Source organism: Zestomonas ipomoeae (assembly GCF_057128665.1).
Window position 1 is genome coordinate 55,332 of record NZ_JBSKHQ010000012.1, and the last position, 18,579, is coordinate 73,910.

The following is an 18,579-nucleotide window of genomic DNA, read 5'->3' on the forward strand; positions in this document are numbered from 1 at the left end:
TAGGCGTTTCGCCTTATTACCCTGGGCCCGGCGTTTCCATTGCAAAAAATTCCCACCGCCTCTGTAACGCCATTGCTCGATCTCCGTCTAGTGTGCCGACGGTGCCACTCGGTGCCTTGTAACCACAGATGGAGATTCGCATGAAATCGATTAACCCCCTCGTTGCCACCCTGGGTGCCGCCTTGTTGAGCGCCAGTGCTTTTTCCGTGCAGGCTGCGCAGAACCCGTTTGCTGCCCAGGAGCTGTCCAGCGGCTACAACCTGGCGGCAGCGGAGAAGACCCAGGAAGGTTCCTGCGGCGAGGGCAAGTGTGGCGGTGAGGTGAAGGCCGAATCCCACGGCAAGAACGCCGAAGGCAAATGCGGTGGCGAAGCCTCGGCCAAGACCGCCCGTGCCGAAGGCAAGTGCGGCGAGGGCAAGTGCGGCGCCGAGAAAACCGAGTAAGCCGGTTAAGGGAGGGCAGGGCATGCAGCGTGTTTCCGGCAACCTGGGTGTCAGTGGGGCGGGCCTTGGCCTGCGCCGCGGCCTGCTCGCCGCGCTCGACGAGAGCGCCGCAGGAAGGGTGGATTTCCTCGAAGTCGCGCCGGAGAACTGGATCGGCGTCGGCGGTCGGCTGGGCAAGCAATTGCGGCGCCTGACCGAGCGCCTGCCGTTTCTCTGCCATGGCCTGTCCCTCAACCTGGGCGGTTTCGCGCCGCTGGATCTGGAGTTGCTCCAGGCGATCAAGGCGTTCCTCGATCTGCACGGCATTCAAGGCTACAGCGAGCATCTGTCCGCCTGCGCCGACGACGGCCAGCTGTATGACCTGATGCCCCTGCCGTTCAGCGACGAGTCGGTGCGGCGTGTCGCCGAGCGGGTGCGCATCGTACAGGACGTGCTGGAACGGCCGTTGATCATCGAGAATGTATCGGCCTATGCCCGTCTGCCCGGCGAGATCGAGGAGCCGGCGTTCGTCCGCGCCGTTCTGGAGGCCGCCGATTGCCGGTTGCTGCTGGACGTCAACAACGTCTACGTCAACAGCATCAACTTCGAGTTCGACCCCTTCGCCCATATCGACGCGATGCCAGGCGAGCGCATCGCCTACTTGCATGTGGCCGGTCACTACGACGAAACCGCGCAGTTGAAAATCGACACCCATGGTGCGGCGGTGACCGATCCGGTCTGGTCGCTGCTGGAGCATGCCTATGCGGTCCATGGGGTGCGGCCGACCTTGCTGGAGCGGGACTTCAATTTCCCGCCGATCGAGGAGCTGTATGCGGAGGTGGCGCTGATCCGCCAGATGCAAAGCGCTACCGACGCGTTGCAGGGGTACGGGACGTGAGCATGCGCGCCGACCAGCGTGCCTTTGCCGCACGCATTCGTGCTCCCGAGCACCATGAGCGGCTACCCGGTATTCCGGCCGAGCGCATGGCGATCTACGAGCAGCTGTTTTTCAACAACATCGAGGGCTTCCTGTCGGGCGGCTTTCCGGTGTTGCGTCGGCTGTTCGACGACGCTCGCTGGAATCGCCTGGTACGGGCCTTCCTGTCGAACCATCGCTGCGCCACGCCGTATTTCCTGGAGATCGCCCAGGAATTTCTGGCCTGGTTGCAGCACGGTCACCAGGCCGAGGAGGGCGATCCGCCGTTCATGCTCGAACTGGCTCACTACGAATGGGTCGAGCTGGCATTGGATGTGGCCGAGGCGGAATTGCCCAGGCCCGCCGGCAGCTGGTCGCCGCTGGCCTGGCCGCTGGCGTACGCGTGGCCGGTGCAGCGGATCGGCCCCGATTGGCGACCCGCGGTCCAGCCGGACGAACCCACTTGCCTGCTGGTCTGGCGCGACCGCGATGACAAGGTGCGCTTCATGCAGGTTTCGCCGTTCGCCTATCGCCTGGCGCTGCGCCTGCAGGCCGGCGAGTCCTGTGGCGAAGCCGTGCGGCAGCTTGCCACGGAAAGCGGCCTGACTGTCGATGCCGGCTATCTACGCCAGGCCCAGGCGTTGCTGGACGACTGGCAGCGTCGGGCCATCTGGTTCCCTCCGCGCCCTGACATTGTCTTGACCTGAATATTTTCACTGGAGAGTTCCCATGTTGACCCTGCTCAACCGCGTCCAGGACGCCCTGGATGTTTCGCGTCGCCTGGATTTCATCGCGCCGCTGCTGCTGCGCCTTTATCTGGTGCCGATCTTCTGGATGGCCGGCACCCACAAGCTGGCCGACATGGATGCGGTCATCGCCTGGTTCGGCAACCCGGACTGGGGACTCGGCCTGCCGTTTCCCGCGCTGCTGGCCTGGGCCGCGGCGCTGACGGAAACCGCGGGGGCCATGCTGCTGCTGTTCGGCTTCGCGGTGCGCTGGATCAGCATCCCCTTGATGGTCACCATGCTGGTGGCGATCTTCAGCGTGCACTGGGAGTTCGGCTGGCAGGCCATTGCCGACGCCTCCGCACCCTTCGCCAACGAGCGGGTCATGGCCTCGGTGGAAAAGCTCGGGCGAGCCCGTTCGATCCTCAAGGAGCACGGTAACTACGGCTGGCTGACCGGCAGCGGCAAGTTCGTCGTGCTGAACAACGGCATCGAGTTCGCCGCCACCTATTTCGTCATGCTGCTGACGCTGTTTTTCATCGGCGCCGGCCGCTGGCTGAGCCTCGATCATTGGCTGGCCTGGGCATTTCGTCGTTCCCATTGAGTCGCGGGCGAAGCGTCGAGCCCTGGCCCGCCGCTTCGCTCTTTATGCGGTCAAGGAATTAAAAGTTCCTCTGTCATCAAACTTTTATCTAAACACAACTGATCTGAAATAACCCCTCGCCAAGATTCCCCCCAACACAAGCGGGCCTATCCGCGTGTTTTCCAACGCAAACATCAAGGGGAATCCATCGATGATCCGTAAGCACTTCGCCGGTTTCGCCGCCAGCGCCCTGGCCCTGGCCGTTTCCGCCCAGGCTTTCGCTGGCACCGTCACCACCGACGGCGCAGACCTCGTTATCAAAACCAAGGGTGGCTTGGAAGTCGCAACCACCGATAAGTCTTTTGGTTTCAAGTTGGGCGGACGTCTGCAGGCTGATTTCGACTCCTTCGATGGCTTCTATACCAGCAACAACGAAAGCAGCAACGAGGCCTATTTCCGTCGCGCCCAACTGGAAATCGGTGGCAACTATCAGGATTGGCGCTACCAGATGAACATCGACTTCGGTGACAACCGCAGCGGTAGCAACAAGTTCGACGAAGCGACCATCACCTACACCGGCTTCGCTCCAGTCAACGTCCGCATCGGTCGTTTCGACCCGGATTTCAGCCTGGAAAAAGCCACCAGCTCCAAGTGGGTTACCGCCATCGAGCGTTCGGCAGTGCTGGATCTAGCCTCCTGGACCACCGATCATGAGACTGGCATGGGCATCCAGGTGAACGGCACCGCCGCTGGCATGTTCTACGGTTCTGCCAGCCTGCAACAGCAGGACTCCGGTGTTTATCTGGAAGACGAAGATGGCAAGGACGTCAACAGCTACTTCCTGCGCGGCGTGTTCGCACCGATCGTCAGCGAAACGCAGGTGCTGCATTTCGGCCTTGACTACGCTACTCGCAGCTACGGCAATGAGGGCGATGGTACTCGCTTCGGCGGCAGCATCACCTCGCGACTGGGCGTGCGGGGCGTGACCGAAGGCAACACCAACTCCGCCGCTCTGTCCCTGGCACCGAACGATGCCGCCGGGTTCGAAGACGACAAGGTCCTGGGCCTGGAATTCGCCTACATGCAGGGCCCGTTCTCCGTGCAGAGCGAATACCTCAAGCGCGACCTGAGCGGCTATAACGGCAACGGCGATCGCGAAGCCACCGGCTATAACGTGCAACTGGCTTACACGCTGACCGGCGAGTCGCGCATCTACAAGCTGGACGGCGCCAAGTTCGACGCCATCAAGCCGAAGGATAAGGTCAACGGTGCCTGGGAAGTGTTCTATCGCTACGACAACCTGAGCGTCGAGGATGACGATGTCATGGCTACCGTCGGTGGCCTGGCGATCGACGAGAGCGAAGCCAAGGTGCATACCCTCGGTGTGAACTGGTACGTCAACGAGGCGGTCAAGCTGTCCGCCAACTACCTGATGACCAAGTCGGATGACGATACCGTGCGTCTGCAGAACGGCCGCTTCGCTGCCGGCAATGATGACGACGATGGCAAGGCCATCTCCCTGCGCGCTCAGTACGTGTTCTAAGTCGTAACGACGCTGCTGTTTGATTGGAAGCCCCGCTCTGCGGGGCTTTTTTTTGTTTGCCTGACGGGACAGACTGCAGCCATGCCTATCGTCACGTTGCGCCTCGCCGATCTCGCTCCTGCTTCCTGGGATGCCCTGTTGCCTGCGGGGCAACCCTTCCTTGCCCATGGATTCCTTTCCAGTCTGGAGGATAGCGGCAGTATCGGCGGGCAGAGCGGTTGGCGGCCGGCGCATCGGGCGTTGCTCGGAGCAAAGGGGGAGTTGCTGGCTGCGGTGCCGTTGTATGAGAAAGCTCATTCCTACGGCGAGTACGTCTTCGACTGGGGTTGGGCGGAGGCCTGCCAGCGTGCGGGTATTCGATACTATCCCAAGTTGCTGTGCGCGGTTCCTTTCACCCCCGTGAGCGGACCCCGCCTATTGGGGCAGGCCACGGAGTTGCTTGTGTCATTGGAGCAAGGACTGGAGGACAGCCGCTATTCGGGCCTGCACATAAACTTCACCGATCCTGCGTCGGATGCGCTGCTGCGGGGGCGCAGCGGGTGGCAGGAACGACTCGGTTGCCAGTTTCATTGGCAGAATCGCGGCTATCGCGATTTCCAGGACTTTCTCGACGCCCTTAGCTCGCGCAAGCGCAAGCAACTGCGCAAGGAGCGCGAGCAGGTATCAAGGCAAGGTATCGATTTTGACTGGCGTGAAGGTCATCAGCTCAGCGAAGTGGAATGGGACTTCGTTTACAACTGCTATGCCAACACTTACTACATTCGAGGCCAGGCTCCCTACCTGACGCGGTCGTTCTTCAGCCTGCTGGCCGAACGCATGCCTCAAGCCATACGGGTTGTCCTGGCTCGTCAGGCTACGCGCCCGGTCGCCATGGCGTTCAGCTTGCAGGGGGACGATTGTCTGTATGGCCGCTATTGGGGCTGCGTGGCGGAATTTGACCGCTTGCACTTCGAAACCTGTTTTTACCAGGGGCTGGAGTACGCCATCGAGCACCGATTGCGGCGCTTCGACGCCGGCGCCCAAGGCGAGCATAAATTGATCCGTGGCTTCGAGCCCGTGCTCACACGATCCTGGCATTACCTGAAACACCCAGGACTACGTGATGCGGTGGCGGATTTCCTGACCGAGGAACGGGTCGGTGTGACCGCATACGCGGAGCAGGCGCGGGGGCTGTTGCCCTACCGGAGAGATGAAAAGCCTGACGCCGAGGCGTCAGGCAAAGGCGGGGAAGACACTTATTTCTTGTAGTGAGCCTGGAATTTTTCGATCAGCTGGACCGGCTTCTTCTCTTCTTTTGCCAGCGAGTACACCACCCGCTCGCCTGCAGGGCCGGAGCCAAGCTCGATATGGCGGAAAATCGGCTCCCCTAGCTTGTTCGCATCCAGCATTTCACCGTAGCGCTGGAACACATAGATGATGCCGTTCTGGCGAATCTCGCCGTAGAACGGATGGGCTGGCGGCAGGCTGACATTGAGGAACTGGTAGGCGGCGATCTTGTTGAGGTCCTTGCCCTGATCCTCCGCGCGTAGCGCCAGGATGATCGACTGGCCAGCGCTGTCCTTCTGGTTCAGGTCTTTCAGATAAGGTGCCTTGCCGGTACTGAGAAAGTCTCGAAACACCTGATAGTCGTCGAACAGGTAGAGCTCGTTCTCGGTGCGAACCTGGTACCAGTCCTCGTTGTTCAGCGCCGCGGTCTGCGAGGGGGCCGGGGGTTGCGTACTGCATGCGCCCAGTGATGCAACCAGCAAGGCGAGTGCGGCGGGTTTGAGCAGAATATTCAGTGGCACGGTGATACTCCTCCCTAGGATTGGGCTGAGAATCTGCCGGAGTGCCATGACGGGTTGATGACGGATTCGTGTGGAAACGGTGACGGGGCCGGACCCTGCGCCAGCCGGCGTCCTTGCCTGCCCTGGAGAGGGTTGCGAGGGCCCCGGCTGCGGGCTAATCCACCCCGACGAACCCGCCCGTCTGGTGCTGCCACAACCGTGCATAGAGCCCGTCGCGCTCGATCAGTTCGGCATGGCTGCCGGTTTCGACGATGCGGCCCTGGTCCAGCACCACCAGGCGATCCATGCGGGCGATGGTGGAGAGGCGATGGGCGATGGCGATCACCGTCTTGCCGCGCATCAGGGTTTCCAGGTTTTCCTGGATCGCCGCTTCCACTTCCGAGTCCAGTGCCGAGGTGGCTTCGTCGAGGATCAGGATCGGCGCGTCCTTGAGCAGCACGCGGGCTACGGCGATACGCTGGCGCTGGCCGCCGGAGAGTTTCACCCCGCGCTCGCCGACGTGGGCGTCGAGGCCGCGGCGGCCCTGGGCGTCGCACAACTGGTCCATGAACTCGGCGGCGCGCGCCTTGCGCAGCGCCTCCAGCAGCTCTTCATCGCTGGCATCGGGCTTGCCGTAGCGCAGGTTGTCGCGGATCGAGCGGTGCAGCAGGGACGTGTCCTGGGTGACCACGCCGATCTGTTCGCGCAGGCTCTCCTGGGTCACCTGGGCGATGTCCTGGCCGTCGATGAGGATGCGCCCGCCCTCGAGGTCGTAGAGGCGCAGCAGCAGGTTGACCAGGGTCGACTTGCCGGCGCCGGAGGGGCCGACCAGACCGATTTTTTCGCCGGGTCGCACACGCAGGTCGAGCCCGGCGAACACCGCTTCCGGCTTGCCGTAGTGGAAGTGCACGTTGTCGAAGCGCACGTCGCCCTGGTCGACCCGGATCGGCACGGCATCCGCCTGGTCCTGCACCAGGCGCGGCTGGACGATGGTCTGCATGCCGTCCTGCACCGTGCCGACGTTCTCGAAGATGCCGTTGACCACCCACATGATCCACTCGGACATGCCGTTGATGCGGATCACCAGGCCGGTGGCCAGGGCAATGGCGCCGACGCTGATCAGTCCCTCGCTCCACAGCCACAGCGCCAGGCCGCTGGTGCCGGCGATCAGCACGCCGTTCATGCAGGTGATGGCGATGTCCATGGCACTGATGGTGCGGGTGATGGCGCGCACCTTGCCGAGCAGCTCGGTCATCGCCTCGCGGGCATAGCTTTCTTCATGGGCAGTGTGGGCGAACAGCTTCAGGGTCATGACATTGGTGTAGCCGTCGACCACCCGCCCCATCACCTTGGAACGCGCCGCCGAGGCATCCGCCGAGCGCTGCTTGATCCGCGGCACGAAGTAGCAGAGCGCACCTATGTAGGCGACGATCCAGGCCAGCAGCGGCAGGGTCAGGCGCGGGTCGGCCTCGGCGAACAGGTAGATCGCGCTGCCGGCGTAGACCACTACGTGCCACAGCGCATCGACCACCTGCACCGTGGATTCGCGCAGCGACGGGCCGGTCTGCATGATGCGGTTGGCGATGCGCCCGGCGAAATCGTTCTGGAAGAAGCCGAGGCTTTGCTTGAGCACGTAGCGATGGTTTTGCCAGCGCACCAGGTTGGTCAGGTTCGGCGCGATGGCCTGGTGCACCAGCAGGTCATGCAAGCCGAACACCAGCGGCCGCAGCAACAGGGCGACGGCGGCCATCCACAGCAGTTCGCCGCCGTGGCGGTCGAAGAGTTCGGCGGCGGGGGTGGCGTTGACCATGTCGACGATACGGCCGAGGAACTCGAACAGCGCCACTTCGATCAGCGCGGCGAACAGCCCCACCAGCAACAGCACGACGAACATCGGCCAGGCCTGGCGAATGTAGTGGCTGTAGAAGCGCAGGATGCCGGTGGGCGGGGCAGCGTCGGGGGCGGGTTTGAAGGGGTCGATCAAAGATTCGAAAAGACGGAACAACATTACGGCCTACTGCCTATGGAGTGGCGCGGGTCAGTCCCTGCCCGCGCCGGGTGGGGTTACAAGCGCTTGGCCTCGATGATCAGCACCGGTTCGCGTGGCACGTTCTGGTACATGCCGCGGTTGCCGGTGGGCACCTGGGCGATCTGGTCGACCACGTCCATGCCGCGCACTACCTTGCCGAACACGGCATAGCCGAAGTCGCGCTCGCCGTGGTCGAGGAAAGCGTTGTCCTTGTGGTTGATGAAGAACTGGCTGGTGGCCGAATCCTTCGCCTGGGTCCGGGCCATGGCCAGGGTGCCGCGCACGTTGTGCAGGCCGTTGTCGGCTTCGTTCTTGATCGGCGCGCGGGTGTCCTTCTGGTTCATGTCGGCATCGAAGCCGCCGCCCTGGATCATGAAGCCGGGGATCACCCGGTGGAACTGGGTGCCGTTGTAGAAGCCGCTGTCCACGTAGGCGAGGAAGTTCTGGGTGCTGATCGGCGCTTTCTGGTCCGCCAGTTCGATCTCGATCTCGCCGAGGCTGGTGGTCAGCAGCACATGGGGCGGCTGTTGGATGGCGGCCTTTTCGGCGGCGGTCAGGTTGGCGGCAAACAGCAGGGCGCAGGCAGCGGCGGCAAGTTTCTTCAGCATGTCTTGGCAGTCCTTGGTTCGAGTTCGTCGAGGAAGTTGAGCAGGATGGCGTTGAAGTGTTCCGGCTGGTCCATCGGCGTGGCGTGGCGGGAATCCTTCACCACGGCCAGTCGTGCGTTGGGCAGCTCTTTTACGTAGGTTTCCTTGACGGAAACCGGGGTGTAATCGCGGTCGCCGGTGACAACCAGCGTAGGACAGGCGATCTTCGCCAATCGTTCCCTCACGCCCCAGCCGATGATGGCGTCCAGCGAGGCGAGATAGGCGCGCTTGTCGTTCTCCGGCCAGCGTTGCTCGATCTTGCGGCGCAGCTCGGCCTGCTCCGGCCTGGGGAACAATAGGTGGCCGAGGCCCTTGGCGATGGTGTCCAGGCTGAGCAGGCGCGACAGTGTCCAGCGCTTGGCCACCTGCCAGTAGTCGGCGGGCGTCCTGGCCTTTACCTCCGGGCCGCTGTTGACGATGGTCAGGCTCTTGAGCAGCTCCGGACGGTCGACCGCCAGCTGGAAGCCGATCATGCCGCCCATGGATATGCCCACGAGGTGCGCCGGGGCCAGCTGCAGGTGCTCGACCAGCGCCGCCACGTCGCGGGCGAAGCCTTCGATGCTGTAGCGTTCGCGGGGTTTGTCGGAGCGACCGTGGCCGCGCACGTCGAGGGCGACGACCCGGTAGTGCGCGGCGAGCGTGGGGATCTGGTATTCCCAGTCGCGGGTGCTCGAGCCCAGGCCGTGTATCAGCAGCAAGGGTGCGCCGTGGCCGTATTCCTCGTAGTGCAGTTGGCAGCCATGGTGGCTGAAGTAGGACATGCAAGTTCCCTGTACACGTTATGACTGGCCCTGACTGAGGGAGGCCAGGCGCCCGGAGAGTGCCTCCATCGCCTCGCTGACCTGGCTCAGGGCCTGGGCATCGCGGGCATTATCCTCGCTGATGGCGTGAATGCGAACCGCCAGTTCGTTGATTTCCTGGGTGACGTGGCTTTGCTGCTGGGCGGCGACGGCAATCTGCTGGGCGCGCTGGGAGATGTCCTCGAAGCTGTGCACGCTGCTGGAGAGCGCGTCGGCGGCGCCCTCGGCCTCGCCCACCGCATGCTCGGTACGTGCCTCGCCGGCCTGCATGGCGTCGACCGCCTGGCGCGAGGCCTGCTGCAGGTTGCTGATCATGCCGCTGATTTCGTTGGCCGAGGCCTGGGTCTTGCCAGCCAGGGTGCGCACCTCGTCGGCCACCACGGCGAATCCGCGGCCCTGTTCGCCGGCCCGCGCCGCCTCGATGGCGGCGTTGAGAGCGAGCAGGTTGGTCTGTTCGGAGATCGCCTTGATCACATCGAGCACGGCACCGACCTGCTGGCTGTCCTGCTCCAGGCGGTTGATGACCTGCACCGCACCGGCCATTTCCGCCGACAGCGCCTGGATCGACTGGCTGTTGGCGGACACCTTGTGCTGCCCCTCGCGGACCACGCCCAGCGAATTCTGGGCGGTATGCGCGCAATCGTTGGTATTGCTCGCCACTTCCTGTGCGCTGGACGACATTTCGGTGATGGCGGCAGCCAACTGGGTATTTTCCTGGCGCTGCTGTTCGGCGCGGTCGGCCAGGGTGTGGCTGAGCCTGGCCAGTTGGGTCGCTTCGCTCTGCAAGTGCTTGGCCTCGCTGGCGATGCTCTGCAGCATGGCGCGCAACTGTCCGGCGTAGCGGTTGACCGCGCCGCGCAGGGCACCGATCTCGTCCGCGCGCTGGATGTGCAGGGCGTCGCCGTGGCCCGCCCGGCCCTGGCCGAGGGCATCGATCTGCGCGGTGGTTTCTTCCAGTTGGGCGATCAATCGCTGGCCGGCCAGCCAGGCGAAGAACAGCAGCAGGGCCAGCAGTGGCAGGAGGAACAGCAGGATTTCCCAGGTCAGCGCTTGAGCCAGGCCGGTGACACGTTCCAGCGGGGTGACCAGGCCGATGGTCCAGCCGGTGTCCGGCATGCGGAACAGGCTGACGCGGCTGGGTTGCTGCAGCCGGCCGTCCTCGCTCAGGTCGACATTGCGTACCTCGCCGGGCGTCAGGTTCGAGGCCACCGCTTCCGCCACCGGAGCAAGCCACGGCTTGTCCAGGCTCAGTTGGCGGAACGCCAGCATGCTGCCGTCGGCTGCCCGGCTGGCGTCCGGGAAATACAGCACGTTGCCGGCCTGGTCGAGGGCGAAGGCGTAGCCGCCGGTGACGTCGCCTTGCTCGCCGAGGAACTGGCCCAGGTCATCCAGGCGCAAGTCGATGGTCGCCACCCCGGCGAAGCGTCCGCCCGCTTGGTAGGGCACGCTGCAGGTCACCATCGGCACGCCGGTCACCGGGTCCTGATAGGCCTCGGACCACAGGCAGCGGCCGGCCGCGCTGCTTCGCGCACCGGTATACCAGGCATCGTTGTGGTAGCCGGGGCCGTCGGGCTTGTTGTAGTCGTCGGAATATTCCAGGGCGCCGCTGCTGGCGCGGGCCCAGAAGAAGCTGCGCCGGGCCACGCCCTCGGCGAAGGCGTTGGGCTCCGGCCAGATGCCGCCGCCGGCGATGGCCGGGTCGCCCTGGTTGTCGATGACGTTGGGCAGGCTGGCGAGGTACAGCGCCTCATCCTTCGGCAGCACCTCGGCCAGGTGTGCCAGGCTGGCGGTCAGCCCCTCGATGCCTGCCAGTTGCAGGGCCAGTTGGCGAACGATGGCGCTGCCGGTGCGCTCGATCAGTTCGGAACTGGCCTGCACCACGCGCGGCTGGCCGCGCAGCGCCATCACGGCGAACACGGCGAGGGCGGTGAGCAGGAGCAGCAGCAGGCTGCCGAGGCTGAGGCGCTGGGAAAGGCGAACGGGGATCAAAGGCATGGTCGTTGCTCCGGTCGGCTGGCGCTGTTGGTTTCGATGACCGCCGTGCGAGCACGCGTGGCGGCGGGCGCAGTGTCCTACCGCTGTTTACCCCAGTATGGGGAAGGATGCCGGGGGCGCATTCAGCGGCGCGGCATCCGAATCCCTGATCAGCTCGACGAGGATCTGCGTGGCTGGCCCGAGCGGCTTGTCCTTGTTCGAGTACAGATAGAAGCGTGGGTTGCGTGTGCTTCCCTGGTCCAAGGGTAGCGGCTTGAGCTGGCCTTCCTTTAGCTCCCGCTCGATCAAGTGCCGAGGCAGCCAGGCGAAACCCAGGCCGCTGCTGACGAAACGGGCTGCGGTGGCCAGGCTGCCCACGGTCCAGCGCTGCTCCGCGCCGAGCCAGCCGACGTCCCGCTGTTGTTGCCGACCGGAGTCGCGAATGACCACCTGCATCTGGGTTTCCAGGTCCTGGAAGCCCAGTTCGCGACCGAGGCGATGCAGCGCGTGCTCGGGGTGGGCGACGGCAATGAACTCCACCGCGTTCAGTTCGGAGCCCAGGTAGCCTGCAATGCTCAGCCCGCTGATAGCCAGGTCGGCGGTGCCTTCCTTGAGCACTTCCTCGACACCGGAGAGGACCTCCTCGCGCAGGCGCACGCGGCAGCCCCGGCTCTGCGGCATGAATGCGGTGAGTGCACGCACCAGGCGGGCGTTCGGGTAGGCCGCATCGACCACCAGGCGTACCTCGGCTTCCCAGCCTTGTTCCATGTGATGGGCGAGTTCCTCCAGTTGGCCGGCTTGCTTGAGCAACTGTCGGGAGCGGCGCAGCAGCACCGCACCGGCTTCGGTGAGCACCGCCTTGCGGCCTTCGATGCGCAGCAGCGGCACGCCAAGCTGTTCCTGCATGCGCGCCACGGTGTAGCTGACCGACGATTGCGAGCGGTGCAGGGCCTCGGCGGCCTGGGCGAAGCCGCCCTGGTCCACCACTGCCTGCAAGGTGCGCCATTGATCCAGCGTCACACGGGGCGCCTTCATTCCTCTCTCCTGTTGCGATTGACGACAGGGCTTAGCCAAAGCCGGCGTCAGCGCCTAAACTGGCGCCCCCCGGATGGAGAGCACCCGATGAAAAAACTCAGTTGTGTCTTGTTCACCCTGCTGCCGACCACGCTGCTGGCAGCCTACCCGATCGACGTGGAGAAGCAGCTCAACGGCACCGAGGTGTCCTATACCACCCAGGACATCGACCACAACCTGGGGGCGATCAATCTGTACAACCTCGGACAGACCAAGGCGCGTTGCGCCGCCACCTTCCGCAATGGCCCGGAAGCGCCACGCACCCGCAAGGCCGTGATCGAGCCGGGGCAGAGCACCCTGCTGACGGCCAAGTTCACCCGCAGCATCATTCGCCTGCGCATCAAGCTCACCTGCGAAGTCGAGCAGTAGGGCGGCCGCCGGAGCGCTTTGTCCAAGGCTAGTGACCGCGTTCCGATAAATCAATGTATTCGATAGATCTTGAGGGCCCGGTGAAAGTTTCCATCGAGTCCATGCAGTCGAGATCAGCCTCGCCTAGCGTGCGCCGATTCTTGCCTGGCTGCCGTCCGGTGCGCCGGCGGGGCGTCGCGCGATTCCGGAGCGTGTGCAAGATCGTTCAAGACAGCGCCGCGTGCCCCGGATAGCCTGGCTGCACAAGGAGTTTTGCCGATGTCCCGCACTCAAGAATTCTGCCATGGCGCCCGCGACACCCTGCCGCTGATCCTCGGTGCCATTCCTTTCGCCATCATCTTCGGCAGTCTGGCTGCCGGCGCCGGGCTCTCTCCTGTGCAGACCCTCGGCATGTCACTGTTGGTCTTCGCCGGATCGGCGCAGTTCATCGCCATCACCCTGCTCAGCGACGGTGCGGGCGTGGCGGTGGTGTTGCTGACGACCTTGGTGGTCAACCTGCGCCACGTTCTCTACAGCGCCACGCTGCAACCCTTCGTCCGCCACCTGCCGACGCTGTGGCGAGCGCCGCTGGGCTTCTGGCTCAACGACGAAACCTTCGCCGTAGTCCAGCAGCGCTATGCCGAGCAGGACGTTTCCGCGCACAAGCACTGGTATTTCCTCGGTTCCGGGGCGGCGATGTATGGCAATTGGCAGCTGTTCACCGCCCTGGGCGTGGTGTTCGGGCAGGCAGTGCCGAACCTCGGCAGGTGGGGGCTGGACTTCGCCATGCTGGCTACCTTCATCGGTATCGTCGTGCCCATGCTGCGCAACCGCCCGCAGGTGGCTGCGGCAGTGGTGGCGGGGGCGGTGGCACTGCTTTGCCATGGATTGCCCTACAAGCTCGGCCTGCTGGCGGCGGCGCTGGCAGGCATCGTTGTCGGGGTCTGGCTGGAGCGACGCCAAGGTCTCGAGCTGCTGGGGGAGGGCGCCTGATGGAACTCTGGCTGTTGATCCTCGGTATGCTGGCGATCACCTTCGCCACTCGCTACAGCTTGTTCGCCATGCCCGGGCTGCGTTTTCCCGGCTGGCTGACCCAGGCGCTGCACTACGTGCCGGTAGCGGTGCTGACTGCCATCGTCGTGCCCGGCATGGTCATGCCCGATGGAGCGCACCTGGCGCTGCGCCTGGACAATGCCTATCTGCTGGCCGGTCTGGTCACCATCGCCATCGCTGCCCTCAGCCGCAACCTGCTGGCCACCATTGGCGGCGGGCTGCTGGTATTTTTCCTGATGCGCTGGGCGCTGGGGCAGTTGCCGCTCTGATCGGCCGACATTCCACGAAGATGTGGCTTTCTACGTACCTGTTGCAGTCCAATTGCGAACGGGCTAAAACGCCCACGAGCTTTCCGGCCGCGTGCGGCCTTCTGCCAGGTACAAGGGACCATGACCACAGAATCGCAGTTCGCTCTGCTCGGTAAGAAGCGCTTCCTGCCGTTTTTCCTCACCCAGGCGCTCGGCGCCTTCAATGACAATATCTTCAAGCAGTCGCTGATCCTGGCGATTCTCTACAAGCTCGGTTCCAGCGCGGACAAGAGCCTGCTGGTCAATCTCTGCGCCTTGCTGTTCATCCTGCCGTTCTTCCTGTTCTCCGCTCTCGGTGGCCAGTTCGGTGAGAAGTTCGCCAAGGACAGCCTGATCCGCGCGATCAAGCTGGCGGAAATCGTCATCATGCTCGTTGGTGCCGTGGGGGTGCTGCTGGGCAGCTTGCCGCTGATGTTGGCCGTGCTGTTCTGCATGGGCACCCAGTCGGCGCTATTCGGTCCGGTGAAGTATTCGATCCTGCCGCAGCACCTCAAGGAAGAAGAGCTGGTCGGCGGCAATGCGCTGGTGGAAATGGGCACCTTCCTGGCAATTCTCGCCGGTACCATCGGCGCGGGGATGATGATGGCCAGCAGCGGCTATGCCAGCCTGGTGGCCGGTTCGGTGGTCACGGTGGCTGTGCTGGGCTACCTTGCCAGCCGCGCCATTCCCCGCGCTCACGCGGCGCTGCCGGAGCTGAAACTGGACTGGAACGTGTTCCGCCAGTCCTGGCTGATCATGCGCCTGGGCCTGGCGGAGCAACGGCCATCGGTGTCTCGCTCGCTGATCGGCAATTCCTGGTTCTGGTTTCTCGGCGCGGTGTACCTGACCCAGATTCCGGCCTTTTCCAAGGAGCTGCTGTACGGCGACGAGAGTGTGGTGACGCTGATTCTCACTGTGTTCTCGGTGGGTATCGCGGCTGGCTCCATGCTGTGCGAGCGCATGTCCGGTCACAAGGTGGAAATCGGCCTGGTGCCCTTCGGCTCCATGGGCCTGACGCTGTTCGGCATCCTGCTCTGGTGGCATTCCGGCGGTTTCCCGGAGGGTGTCCAGCCGCATGACTGGCTGGTACTGCTGGATTATGGCCAGGCGTGGCTGGTGCTCGGCGACATCTTCGGCATCGGCCTGTTCGGCGGTTTCTACATCGTGCCGCTGTATGCGCTGATCCAGTCGCGCACGGCGGAGAACGAGCGGGCACGGGTGATCGCCGCCAACAACATCCTGAATGCGCTGTTCATGGTCATCTCGGCGATTGCCTCGATCCTCTTCCTCACCGTCGCCAAGCTGTCGATTCCGCAGCTGTTCCTGGTGATCTCGCTGATGAACATCGCGGTGAACAGCTACATCTTCAAGATCGTGCCCGAGTTCAGCATGCGCTTCCTGATCTGGCTGCTGGGGCATTCCATGTACCGGGTCGAGCACAAGGGGCTGGATGCGATTCCCGACGAGGGCGCCGCCGTGCTGGTCTGCAATCACGTTTCCTTCGTCGATGCCTTGCTGATCGGCGGGGCGGTGCGCCGGCCGGTGCGCTTCGTCATGTACTACAAGATCTATAAGCTGCCGGTGCTGAATTTCGTGTTCCGCACCGCCGGCACCGTGCCCATCGCCGGCCGCAGCGAAGACCTGCTGATCTACGACGCGGCCTTCAAGAAGATCGCCGAATACCTGCGCAACGGCGAGCTGGTGTGCATCTTCCCCGAGGGCAAGCTGACCACCGACGGCGAGATCAACGAATTCAAGGCCGGGATCGAGCGCATCCTCGCCGAGAACCCGGTGCCGGTGATCCCGATGGCTCTGCAGGGGCTGTGGGGCAGCTTCTTCAGCCGCGATCCGGGCAAGGGGCTGTTCAGGCGCTTCTGGTCGCGCATCAAGCTGGTGGCCGGCGAACCCCTGGCGCCGGAGGCTGCCGACCGGCATACCTTGCAGGCACAGGTGGTGGCGTTGCGCGGCAGCCTGCGCTGACCCGGTCGCCGTAACGAAAAAGCCCACCGATCGGTGGGCTTTTTCGTTACGGCCGGCGCAATCAGATGCCTTGCGGGATTTCTTCGCCACCGAGGGCTTCGAACAATTGCGGGAGAAATTCCACCAGGGTCAGCATCATCAGCGTGAAGCTGGCGTCCTGCTGGCCGAGGGCATCGTCGCCGCCGTCCTGTTCGGCCTGATCCTGCAGCAGGTCTTCGAAACGCAGGCGCTTGATGGTCAGCTTGTCGTCGAGCACGAACGACAGCTTGTCCTGCCAGGCCAGCGACAGCTGGGTGACCAGCTTGCCGGACGAGAGGTGCAACTGGATTTCCTCGCCGGTGAGGTCCTGGCGCTTGCAACGCACCACGCCGCCGTCTTCATGGGTATCGCGCAGTTCGCACTCGTCGAGCACATAGAAGTCGTCGGCGGCCTTCTGGGTCTTCAGCCAGTCGGTGAGGGTGGCGGTCGGCGCGATCTTCACCGACAACGGCCGTACCGGCAGCGAGCCGATGGCCTCCCGCAGGGTGGAGAGCAGGTCTTCGGCACGCTTCGGGCTGGACGCATCCACCAGGATCAGCCCCTGCTCCGGAGCGATGGCGGCGAAGGTGGCGGACTTGCGGATGAACGCGCGCGGCAGGAAGGTCTGCACGATTTCATCCTTGAGCTGGTCGCGCTCCTTCTTGTAGACCTTGCGCATCTGCTCGGCCTCGATCTCGTCGACCTTTTCCTTCAGGGCATCGCGAACCACGCTGCCGGGCAGGATGCGCTCTTCCTTGCGCGCGGCGATCAGCAGGAAGCCCTGGCTGCTATGCACCAGCGGCGCATCGCCGCCTTTGCCGAAGGGGGCGACGAAACCGTAGGTGGTCAGTTCCTGGCTTGCACAGGGGCGGGCCGGCTTGGCGGCCAGCGCAGTTTCCAGCGCCTCGGCGTCGAAAGGAATGTTCTGGGTGAGGCGATAGACGAGCAGGTTGCGGAACCACATGGCGGGGGCATCTCCAGAAACGCAAAGCGCGCATTATTCCCCTCCCGACCCGATTGGCCAACCTCGCGCTAAGCCTTTGGCGCACCAGAAAATTTTTTTTCATTCAGGGCTTGCCAAGGGGAAGATGGCTCTCTAGAATGCGCCCCACTTCGAGAGTGAAGGGTGATTAGCTCAGCTGGGAGAGCATCTGCCTTACAAGCAGAGGGTCGGCGGTTCGATCCCGTCATCACCCACCAAACTCGCTCTTGGGGTTACGCGCAGCGGTAGTTCAGTCGGTTAGAATACCGGCCTGTCACGCCGGGGGTCGCGGGTTCGAGTCCCGTCCGCTGCGCCACTTTTTCTCCTCCTCGCTTTACCTCTCTCCTGCTTCAAGCAAATCCTCAATTCCAAGTTTTTCCTTTCAGTTCCTGAACTTATCCTCATTTCCTGGTTCGTACCACGTAGCCAGTGATCGCAGCGGCCTGCTAAGCTCGCGCCTTCACTCGATTGCCCTCTGGCGCACGAACAAGGAAAAAGCATGAGACAACATCGATTGGCGGCGGCGATGGCCCTGGTGGGCCTGGTTCTGGCGGGTTGCGATTCGCAGACCAGCAGCGTTGAGCTGAAGACCCCCGCCCAGAAAGCCTCCTACGGCATCGGCCTGAACATGGGCAAGAGCCTCTCCCAGGAAGGCATGGACGACCTGGACTCCAAGGCCGTCGCCCAGGGCATCGAAGACGCCATTGGCAAGAAAGAGCAACGCCTGAAGGACGAAGAGCTGATCGAGGCCTTCGCTTTCCTGCAGAAGCGTGCCGAAGAGCGCATGGCCGCGATCAACGACGAAAATGCCAAGGCCGGCAAGAAATTCCTCGAGGAAAACGCCAAGCGCGAAGGCGTGGTCACCACCGAATCCGGCCTGCAGTACGAAGTACTGAAGAAGGCCGATGGTGCACAGCCCAAGCCCACCGACGTGGTGACCGTGCACTATGAGGGCAAGCTGGTCGATGGCAAGGTCTTCGACAGTTCCATCGAGCGTGGCAGCCCGATCGACCTGCCGGTTGGCGGCGTGATCCCGGGTTGGGTTGAAGGCTTGCAACTGATGCACGTGGGCGAGAAGTACAAGCTGTACGTGCCGAGCGAACTGGCCTACGGTGCCCAGAGCCCGAGCCCGATGATTCCGGCCAACTCGGTGCTGGTTTTCGAACTGGAGCTGCTGGACATCAAGAACCAGGAACAAAGCCAGGAGCAGGCCCCGGAGCAAAACCAGGAGCAGGCTCAGGCCGCACCCAAGCAGTAACACAGGTTTACCGGCTGCGCCCCGCTTCGACGGGGCGTTGTCGTTTCTACGGTTCGGAAGCGAACCAGGGACTGACCGGGCAGTCCCAATGAGGGAGGGGAATCGTCAAGGTGTTACGGTTATGCACATTGACAGATGACGAACCGCAAGGCATGCAAGGCCAGTCGACCGGCA

Annotated in this window: 18 protein-coding genes and 2 tRNA genes; 13 read left to right on the forward strand and 7 right to left on the reverse strand. The window is 63.7% G+C overall.

The features are described from left to right. The first annotated feature begins 140 nt into the window (after positions 1–140). The 6 genes from ACWKV7_RS14185 to ACWKV7_RS14210 all read left to right on the forward strand — a co-directional run bounded on the left by ACWKV7_RS14185 (position 141) and on the right by ACWKV7_RS14210 (position 5,437). On the forward strand, positions 141–443 hold the full coding sequence (locus ACWKV7_RS14185) for an HvfA family oxazolone/thioamide-modified RiPP metallophore (RefSeq protein WP_483858333.1): 303 nt from the start codon (positions 141–143) through the stop codon (positions 441–443). Between the two features lie 22 nt (positions 444–465). Next, positions 466–1,320, forward strand: coding sequence for an HvfB family MNIO-type RiPP peptide maturase (locus ACWKV7_RS14190; RefSeq protein ID WP_483858334.1), 855 nt, complete (start codon positions 466–468; stop codon positions 1,318–1,320). A 2-nt stretch (positions 1,321–1,322) separates the two neighbouring features. Continuing rightward, positions 1,323–2,045 carry an HvfC family RiPP maturation protein gene (locus tag ACWKV7_RS14195; RefSeq protein WP_483858335.1) on the forward strand — a complete coding sequence of 241 codons (723 nt, stop codon included), beginning with the start codon at positions 1,323–1,325 and terminating at the stop codon, positions 2,043–2,045. Between the two features lie 22 nt (positions 2,046–2,067). Then, positions 2,068–2,667 carry an HvfX family Cu-binding RiPP maturation protein gene (locus ACWKV7_RS14200; RefSeq protein WP_483858336.1) on the forward strand — a complete coding sequence of 200 codons (600 nt, stop codon included), beginning with the start codon at positions 2,068–2,070 and terminating at the stop codon, positions 2,665–2,667. A 190-nt stretch (positions 2,668–2,857) separates the two neighbouring features. After that, positions 2,858–4,189: an OprO/OprP family phosphate-selective porin gene (locus ACWKV7_RS14205; protein WP_483858337.1), complete on the forward strand. Its 1,332-nt coding sequence runs from the start codon at positions 2,858–2,860 to the stop codon at positions 4,187–4,189. 81 nt (positions 4,190–4,270) lie between these two features. Next, complete coding sequence (locus tag ACWKV7_RS14210; protein WP_483858338.1) at positions 4,271–5,437, forward strand: GNAT family N-acetyltransferase; 1,167 nt, start codon at positions 4,271–4,273, stop codon at positions 5,435–5,437. Here ACWKV7_RS14210 and ACWKV7_RS14215 read toward each other — a convergent pair. From ACWKV7_RS14215 to ACWKV7_RS14245, 6 genes are all read right to left on the reverse strand, one after another. Continuing rightward, the gene (locus ACWKV7_RS14215) at positions 5,425–5,976 is read right to left on the reverse strand and encodes a hypothetical protein (protein ID WP_483858339.1); all 552 of its coding nucleotides are present in this window, start codon (positions 5,974–5,976) and stop codon (positions 5,425–5,427) included. The genes ACWKV7_RS14210 and ACWKV7_RS14215 overlap by 13 nt on opposite strands. 154 nt (positions 5,977–6,130) lie before the next feature. After that, positions 6,131–7,963 carry an ABC transporter ATP-binding protein gene (locus ACWKV7_RS14220; RefSeq protein WP_483858340.1) on the reverse strand — a complete coding sequence of 611 codons (1,833 nt, stop codon included), beginning with the start codon at positions 7,961–7,963 and terminating at the stop codon, positions 6,131–6,133. A gap of 56 nt (positions 7,964–8,019) precedes the next feature. Continuing rightward, the gene (locus tag ACWKV7_RS14225) at positions 8,020–8,592 is read right to left on the reverse strand and encodes a peptidylprolyl isomerase (RefSeq protein ID WP_483858341.1); all 573 of its coding nucleotides are present in this window, start codon (positions 8,590–8,592) and stop codon (positions 8,020–8,022) included. Beyond that, positions 8,586–9,392 carry an alpha/beta fold hydrolase gene (locus ACWKV7_RS14230; RefSeq protein ID WP_483858342.1) on the reverse strand — a complete coding sequence of 269 codons (807 nt, stop codon included), beginning with the start codon at positions 9,390–9,392 and terminating at the stop codon, positions 8,586–8,588. The genes ACWKV7_RS14225 and ACWKV7_RS14230 overlap by 7 nt, the downstream gene beginning before the upstream one ends. Before the next feature lie 18 nt (positions 9,393–9,410). Next, positions 9,411–11,426: a methyl-accepting chemotaxis protein gene (locus ACWKV7_RS23740; RefSeq protein ID WP_487249214.1), complete on the reverse strand. Its 2,016-nt coding sequence runs from the start codon at positions 11,424–11,426 to the stop codon at positions 9,411–9,413. Between the two features lie 87 nt (positions 11,427–11,513). After that, positions 11,514–12,440, reverse strand: a complete 927-nt coding sequence (locus ACWKV7_RS14245) for a PA3225 family LysR-type transcriptional regulator (RefSeq protein ID WP_483858343.1) — start codon at positions 12,438–12,440, stop codon at positions 11,514–11,516. Positions 12,441–12,527: 87 nt separating this feature from the next. Here ACWKV7_RS14245 and ACWKV7_RS14250 point away from each other — a divergent pair, with 87 nt between their 5' ends. The 4 genes from ACWKV7_RS14250 to ACWKV7_RS14265 all read left to right on the forward strand — a co-directional run bounded on the left by ACWKV7_RS14250 (position 12,528) and on the right by ACWKV7_RS14265 (position 16,147). Further along, the gene (locus tag ACWKV7_RS14250) at positions 12,528–12,848 is read left to right on the forward strand and encodes a 3-phosphoglycerate kinase (protein ID WP_483858344.1); all 321 of its coding nucleotides are present in this window, start codon (positions 12,528–12,530) and stop codon (positions 12,846–12,848) included. A 258-nt stretch (positions 12,849–13,106) separates the two neighbouring features. Further along, a complete protein-coding gene (locus ACWKV7_RS14255) occupies positions 13,107–13,820 on the forward strand; it encodes an AzlC family ABC transporter permease (RefSeq protein ID WP_483858345.1) in 714 nt (237 codons plus the stop codon). Beyond that, positions 13,820–14,149, forward strand: a complete 330-nt coding sequence (locus ACWKV7_RS14260) for an AzlD domain-containing protein (RefSeq protein ID WP_483858346.1) — start codon at positions 13,820–13,822, stop codon at positions 14,147–14,149. Before ACWKV7_RS14255 ends, ACWKV7_RS14260 begins: the two co-directional genes overlap by 1 nt. Positions 14,150–14,269: 120 nt before the next feature. Further along, complete coding sequence (locus ACWKV7_RS14265) at positions 14,270–16,147, forward strand: MFS transporter (RefSeq protein WP_483858347.1); 1,878 nt, start codon at positions 14,270–14,272, stop codon at positions 16,145–16,147. A 61-nt stretch (positions 16,148–16,208) separates the two neighbouring features. On the opposite strand, the gene rdgC is transcribed toward ACWKV7_RS14265, so the two are convergent. Beyond that, positions 16,209–17,129, reverse strand: coding sequence for a recombination-associated protein RdgC (rdgC, locus tag ACWKV7_RS14270; RefSeq protein ID WP_483858348.1), 921 nt, complete (start codon positions 17,127–17,129; stop codon positions 16,209–16,211). A 160-nt stretch (positions 17,130–17,289) separates the two neighbouring features. On the opposite strand from rdgC, the gene ACWKV7_RS14275 reads away from it, so the two are divergent. From ACWKV7_RS14275 to bamJ, 3 genes are all read left to right on the forward strand, one after another. Beyond that, positions 17,290–17,365: transfer RNA gene (locus ACWKV7_RS14275), tRNA-Val, on the forward strand. A gap of 21 nt (positions 17,366–17,386) precedes the next feature. After that, a tRNA-Asp gene (locus ACWKV7_RS14280) sits at positions 17,387–17,463 on the forward strand. 183 nt (positions 17,464–17,646) lie between these two features. Next, the gene (gene bamJ / locus ACWKV7_RS14285) at positions 17,647–18,405 is read left to right on the forward strand and encodes a BamJ family beta-barrel-assembly machinery protein (protein ID WP_483858349.1); all 759 of its coding nucleotides are present in this window, start codon (positions 17,647–17,649) and stop codon (positions 18,403–18,405) included. Positions 18,406–18,579 lie beyond the last annotated feature (174 nt).

Bases quoted from the DNA above. Each gene is read 5' to 3' on its own strand.
- ACWKV7_RS14230 (WP_483858342.1), bottom strand. From the start codon at position 9,392: ATGTCCTACTTCAGCCACCATGGCTGCCAACTGCACTACGAGGAATAC.
- ACWKV7_RS14190 (WP_483858334.1), top strand. From the start codon at position 466: ATGCAGCGTGTTTCCGGCAACCTGGGTGTCAGTGGGGCGGGCCTTGGC.
- rdgC (WP_483858348.1), bottom strand. From the start codon at position 17,129: ATGTGGTTCCGCAACCTGCTCGTCTATCGCCTCACCCAGAACATTCCT.
- ACWKV7_RS23740 (WP_487249214.1), bottom strand. From the start codon at position 11,426: ATGCCTTTGATCCCCGTTCGCCTTTCCCAGCGCCTCAGCCTCGGCAGC.
- ACWKV7_RS14205 (WP_483858337.1), top strand. From the start codon at position 2,858: ATGATCCGTAAGCACTTCGCCGGTTTCGCCGCCAGCGCCCTGGCCCTG.
- ACWKV7_RS14220 (WP_483858340.1), bottom strand. From the start codon at position 7,963: ATGTTGTTCCGTCTTTTCGAATCTTTGATCGACCCCTTCAAACCCGCC.
- ACWKV7_RS14245 (WP_483858343.1), bottom strand. From the start codon at position 12,440: ATGAAGGCGCCCCGTGTGACGCTGGATCAATGGCGCACCTTGCAGGCA.
- ACWKV7_RS14260 (WP_483858346.1), top strand. From the start codon at position 13,820: ATGGAACTCTGGCTGTTGATCCTCGGTATGCTGGCGATCACCTTCGCC.
- ACWKV7_RS14255 (WP_483858345.1), top strand. From the start codon at position 13,107: ATGTCCCGCACTCAAGAATTCTGCCATGGCGCCCGCGACACCCTGCCG.
- ACWKV7_RS14210 (WP_483858338.1), top strand. From the start codon at position 4,271: ATGCCTATCGTCACGTTGCGCCTCGCCGATCTCGCTCCTGCTTCCTGG.
- ACWKV7_RS14225 (WP_483858341.1), bottom strand. From the start codon at position 8,592: ATGCTGAAGAAACTTGCCGCCGCTGCCTGCGCCCTGCTGTTTGCCGCC.
- bamJ (WP_483858349.1), top strand. From the start codon at position 17,647: ATGAGACAACATCGATTGGCGGCGGCGATGGCCCTGGTGGGCCTGGTT.
- ACWKV7_RS14265 (WP_483858347.1), top strand. From the start codon at position 14,270: ATGACCACAGAATCGCAGTTCGCTCTGCTCGGTAAGAAGCGCTTCCTG.
- ACWKV7_RS14195 (WP_483858335.1), top strand. From the start codon at position 1,323: ATGCGCGCCGACCAGCGTGCCTTTGCCGCACGCATTCGTGCTCCCGAG.
- ACWKV7_RS14185 (WP_483858333.1), top strand. From the start codon at position 141: ATGAAATCGATTAACCCCCTCGTTGCCACCCTGGGTGCCGCCTTGTTG.
- ACWKV7_RS14250 (WP_483858344.1), top strand. From the start codon at position 12,528: ATGAAAAAACTCAGTTGTGTCTTGTTCACCCTGCTGCCGACCACGCTG.
- ACWKV7_RS14200 (WP_483858336.1), top strand. From the start codon at position 2,068: ATGTTGACCCTGCTCAACCGCGTCCAGGACGCCCTGGATGTTTCGCGT.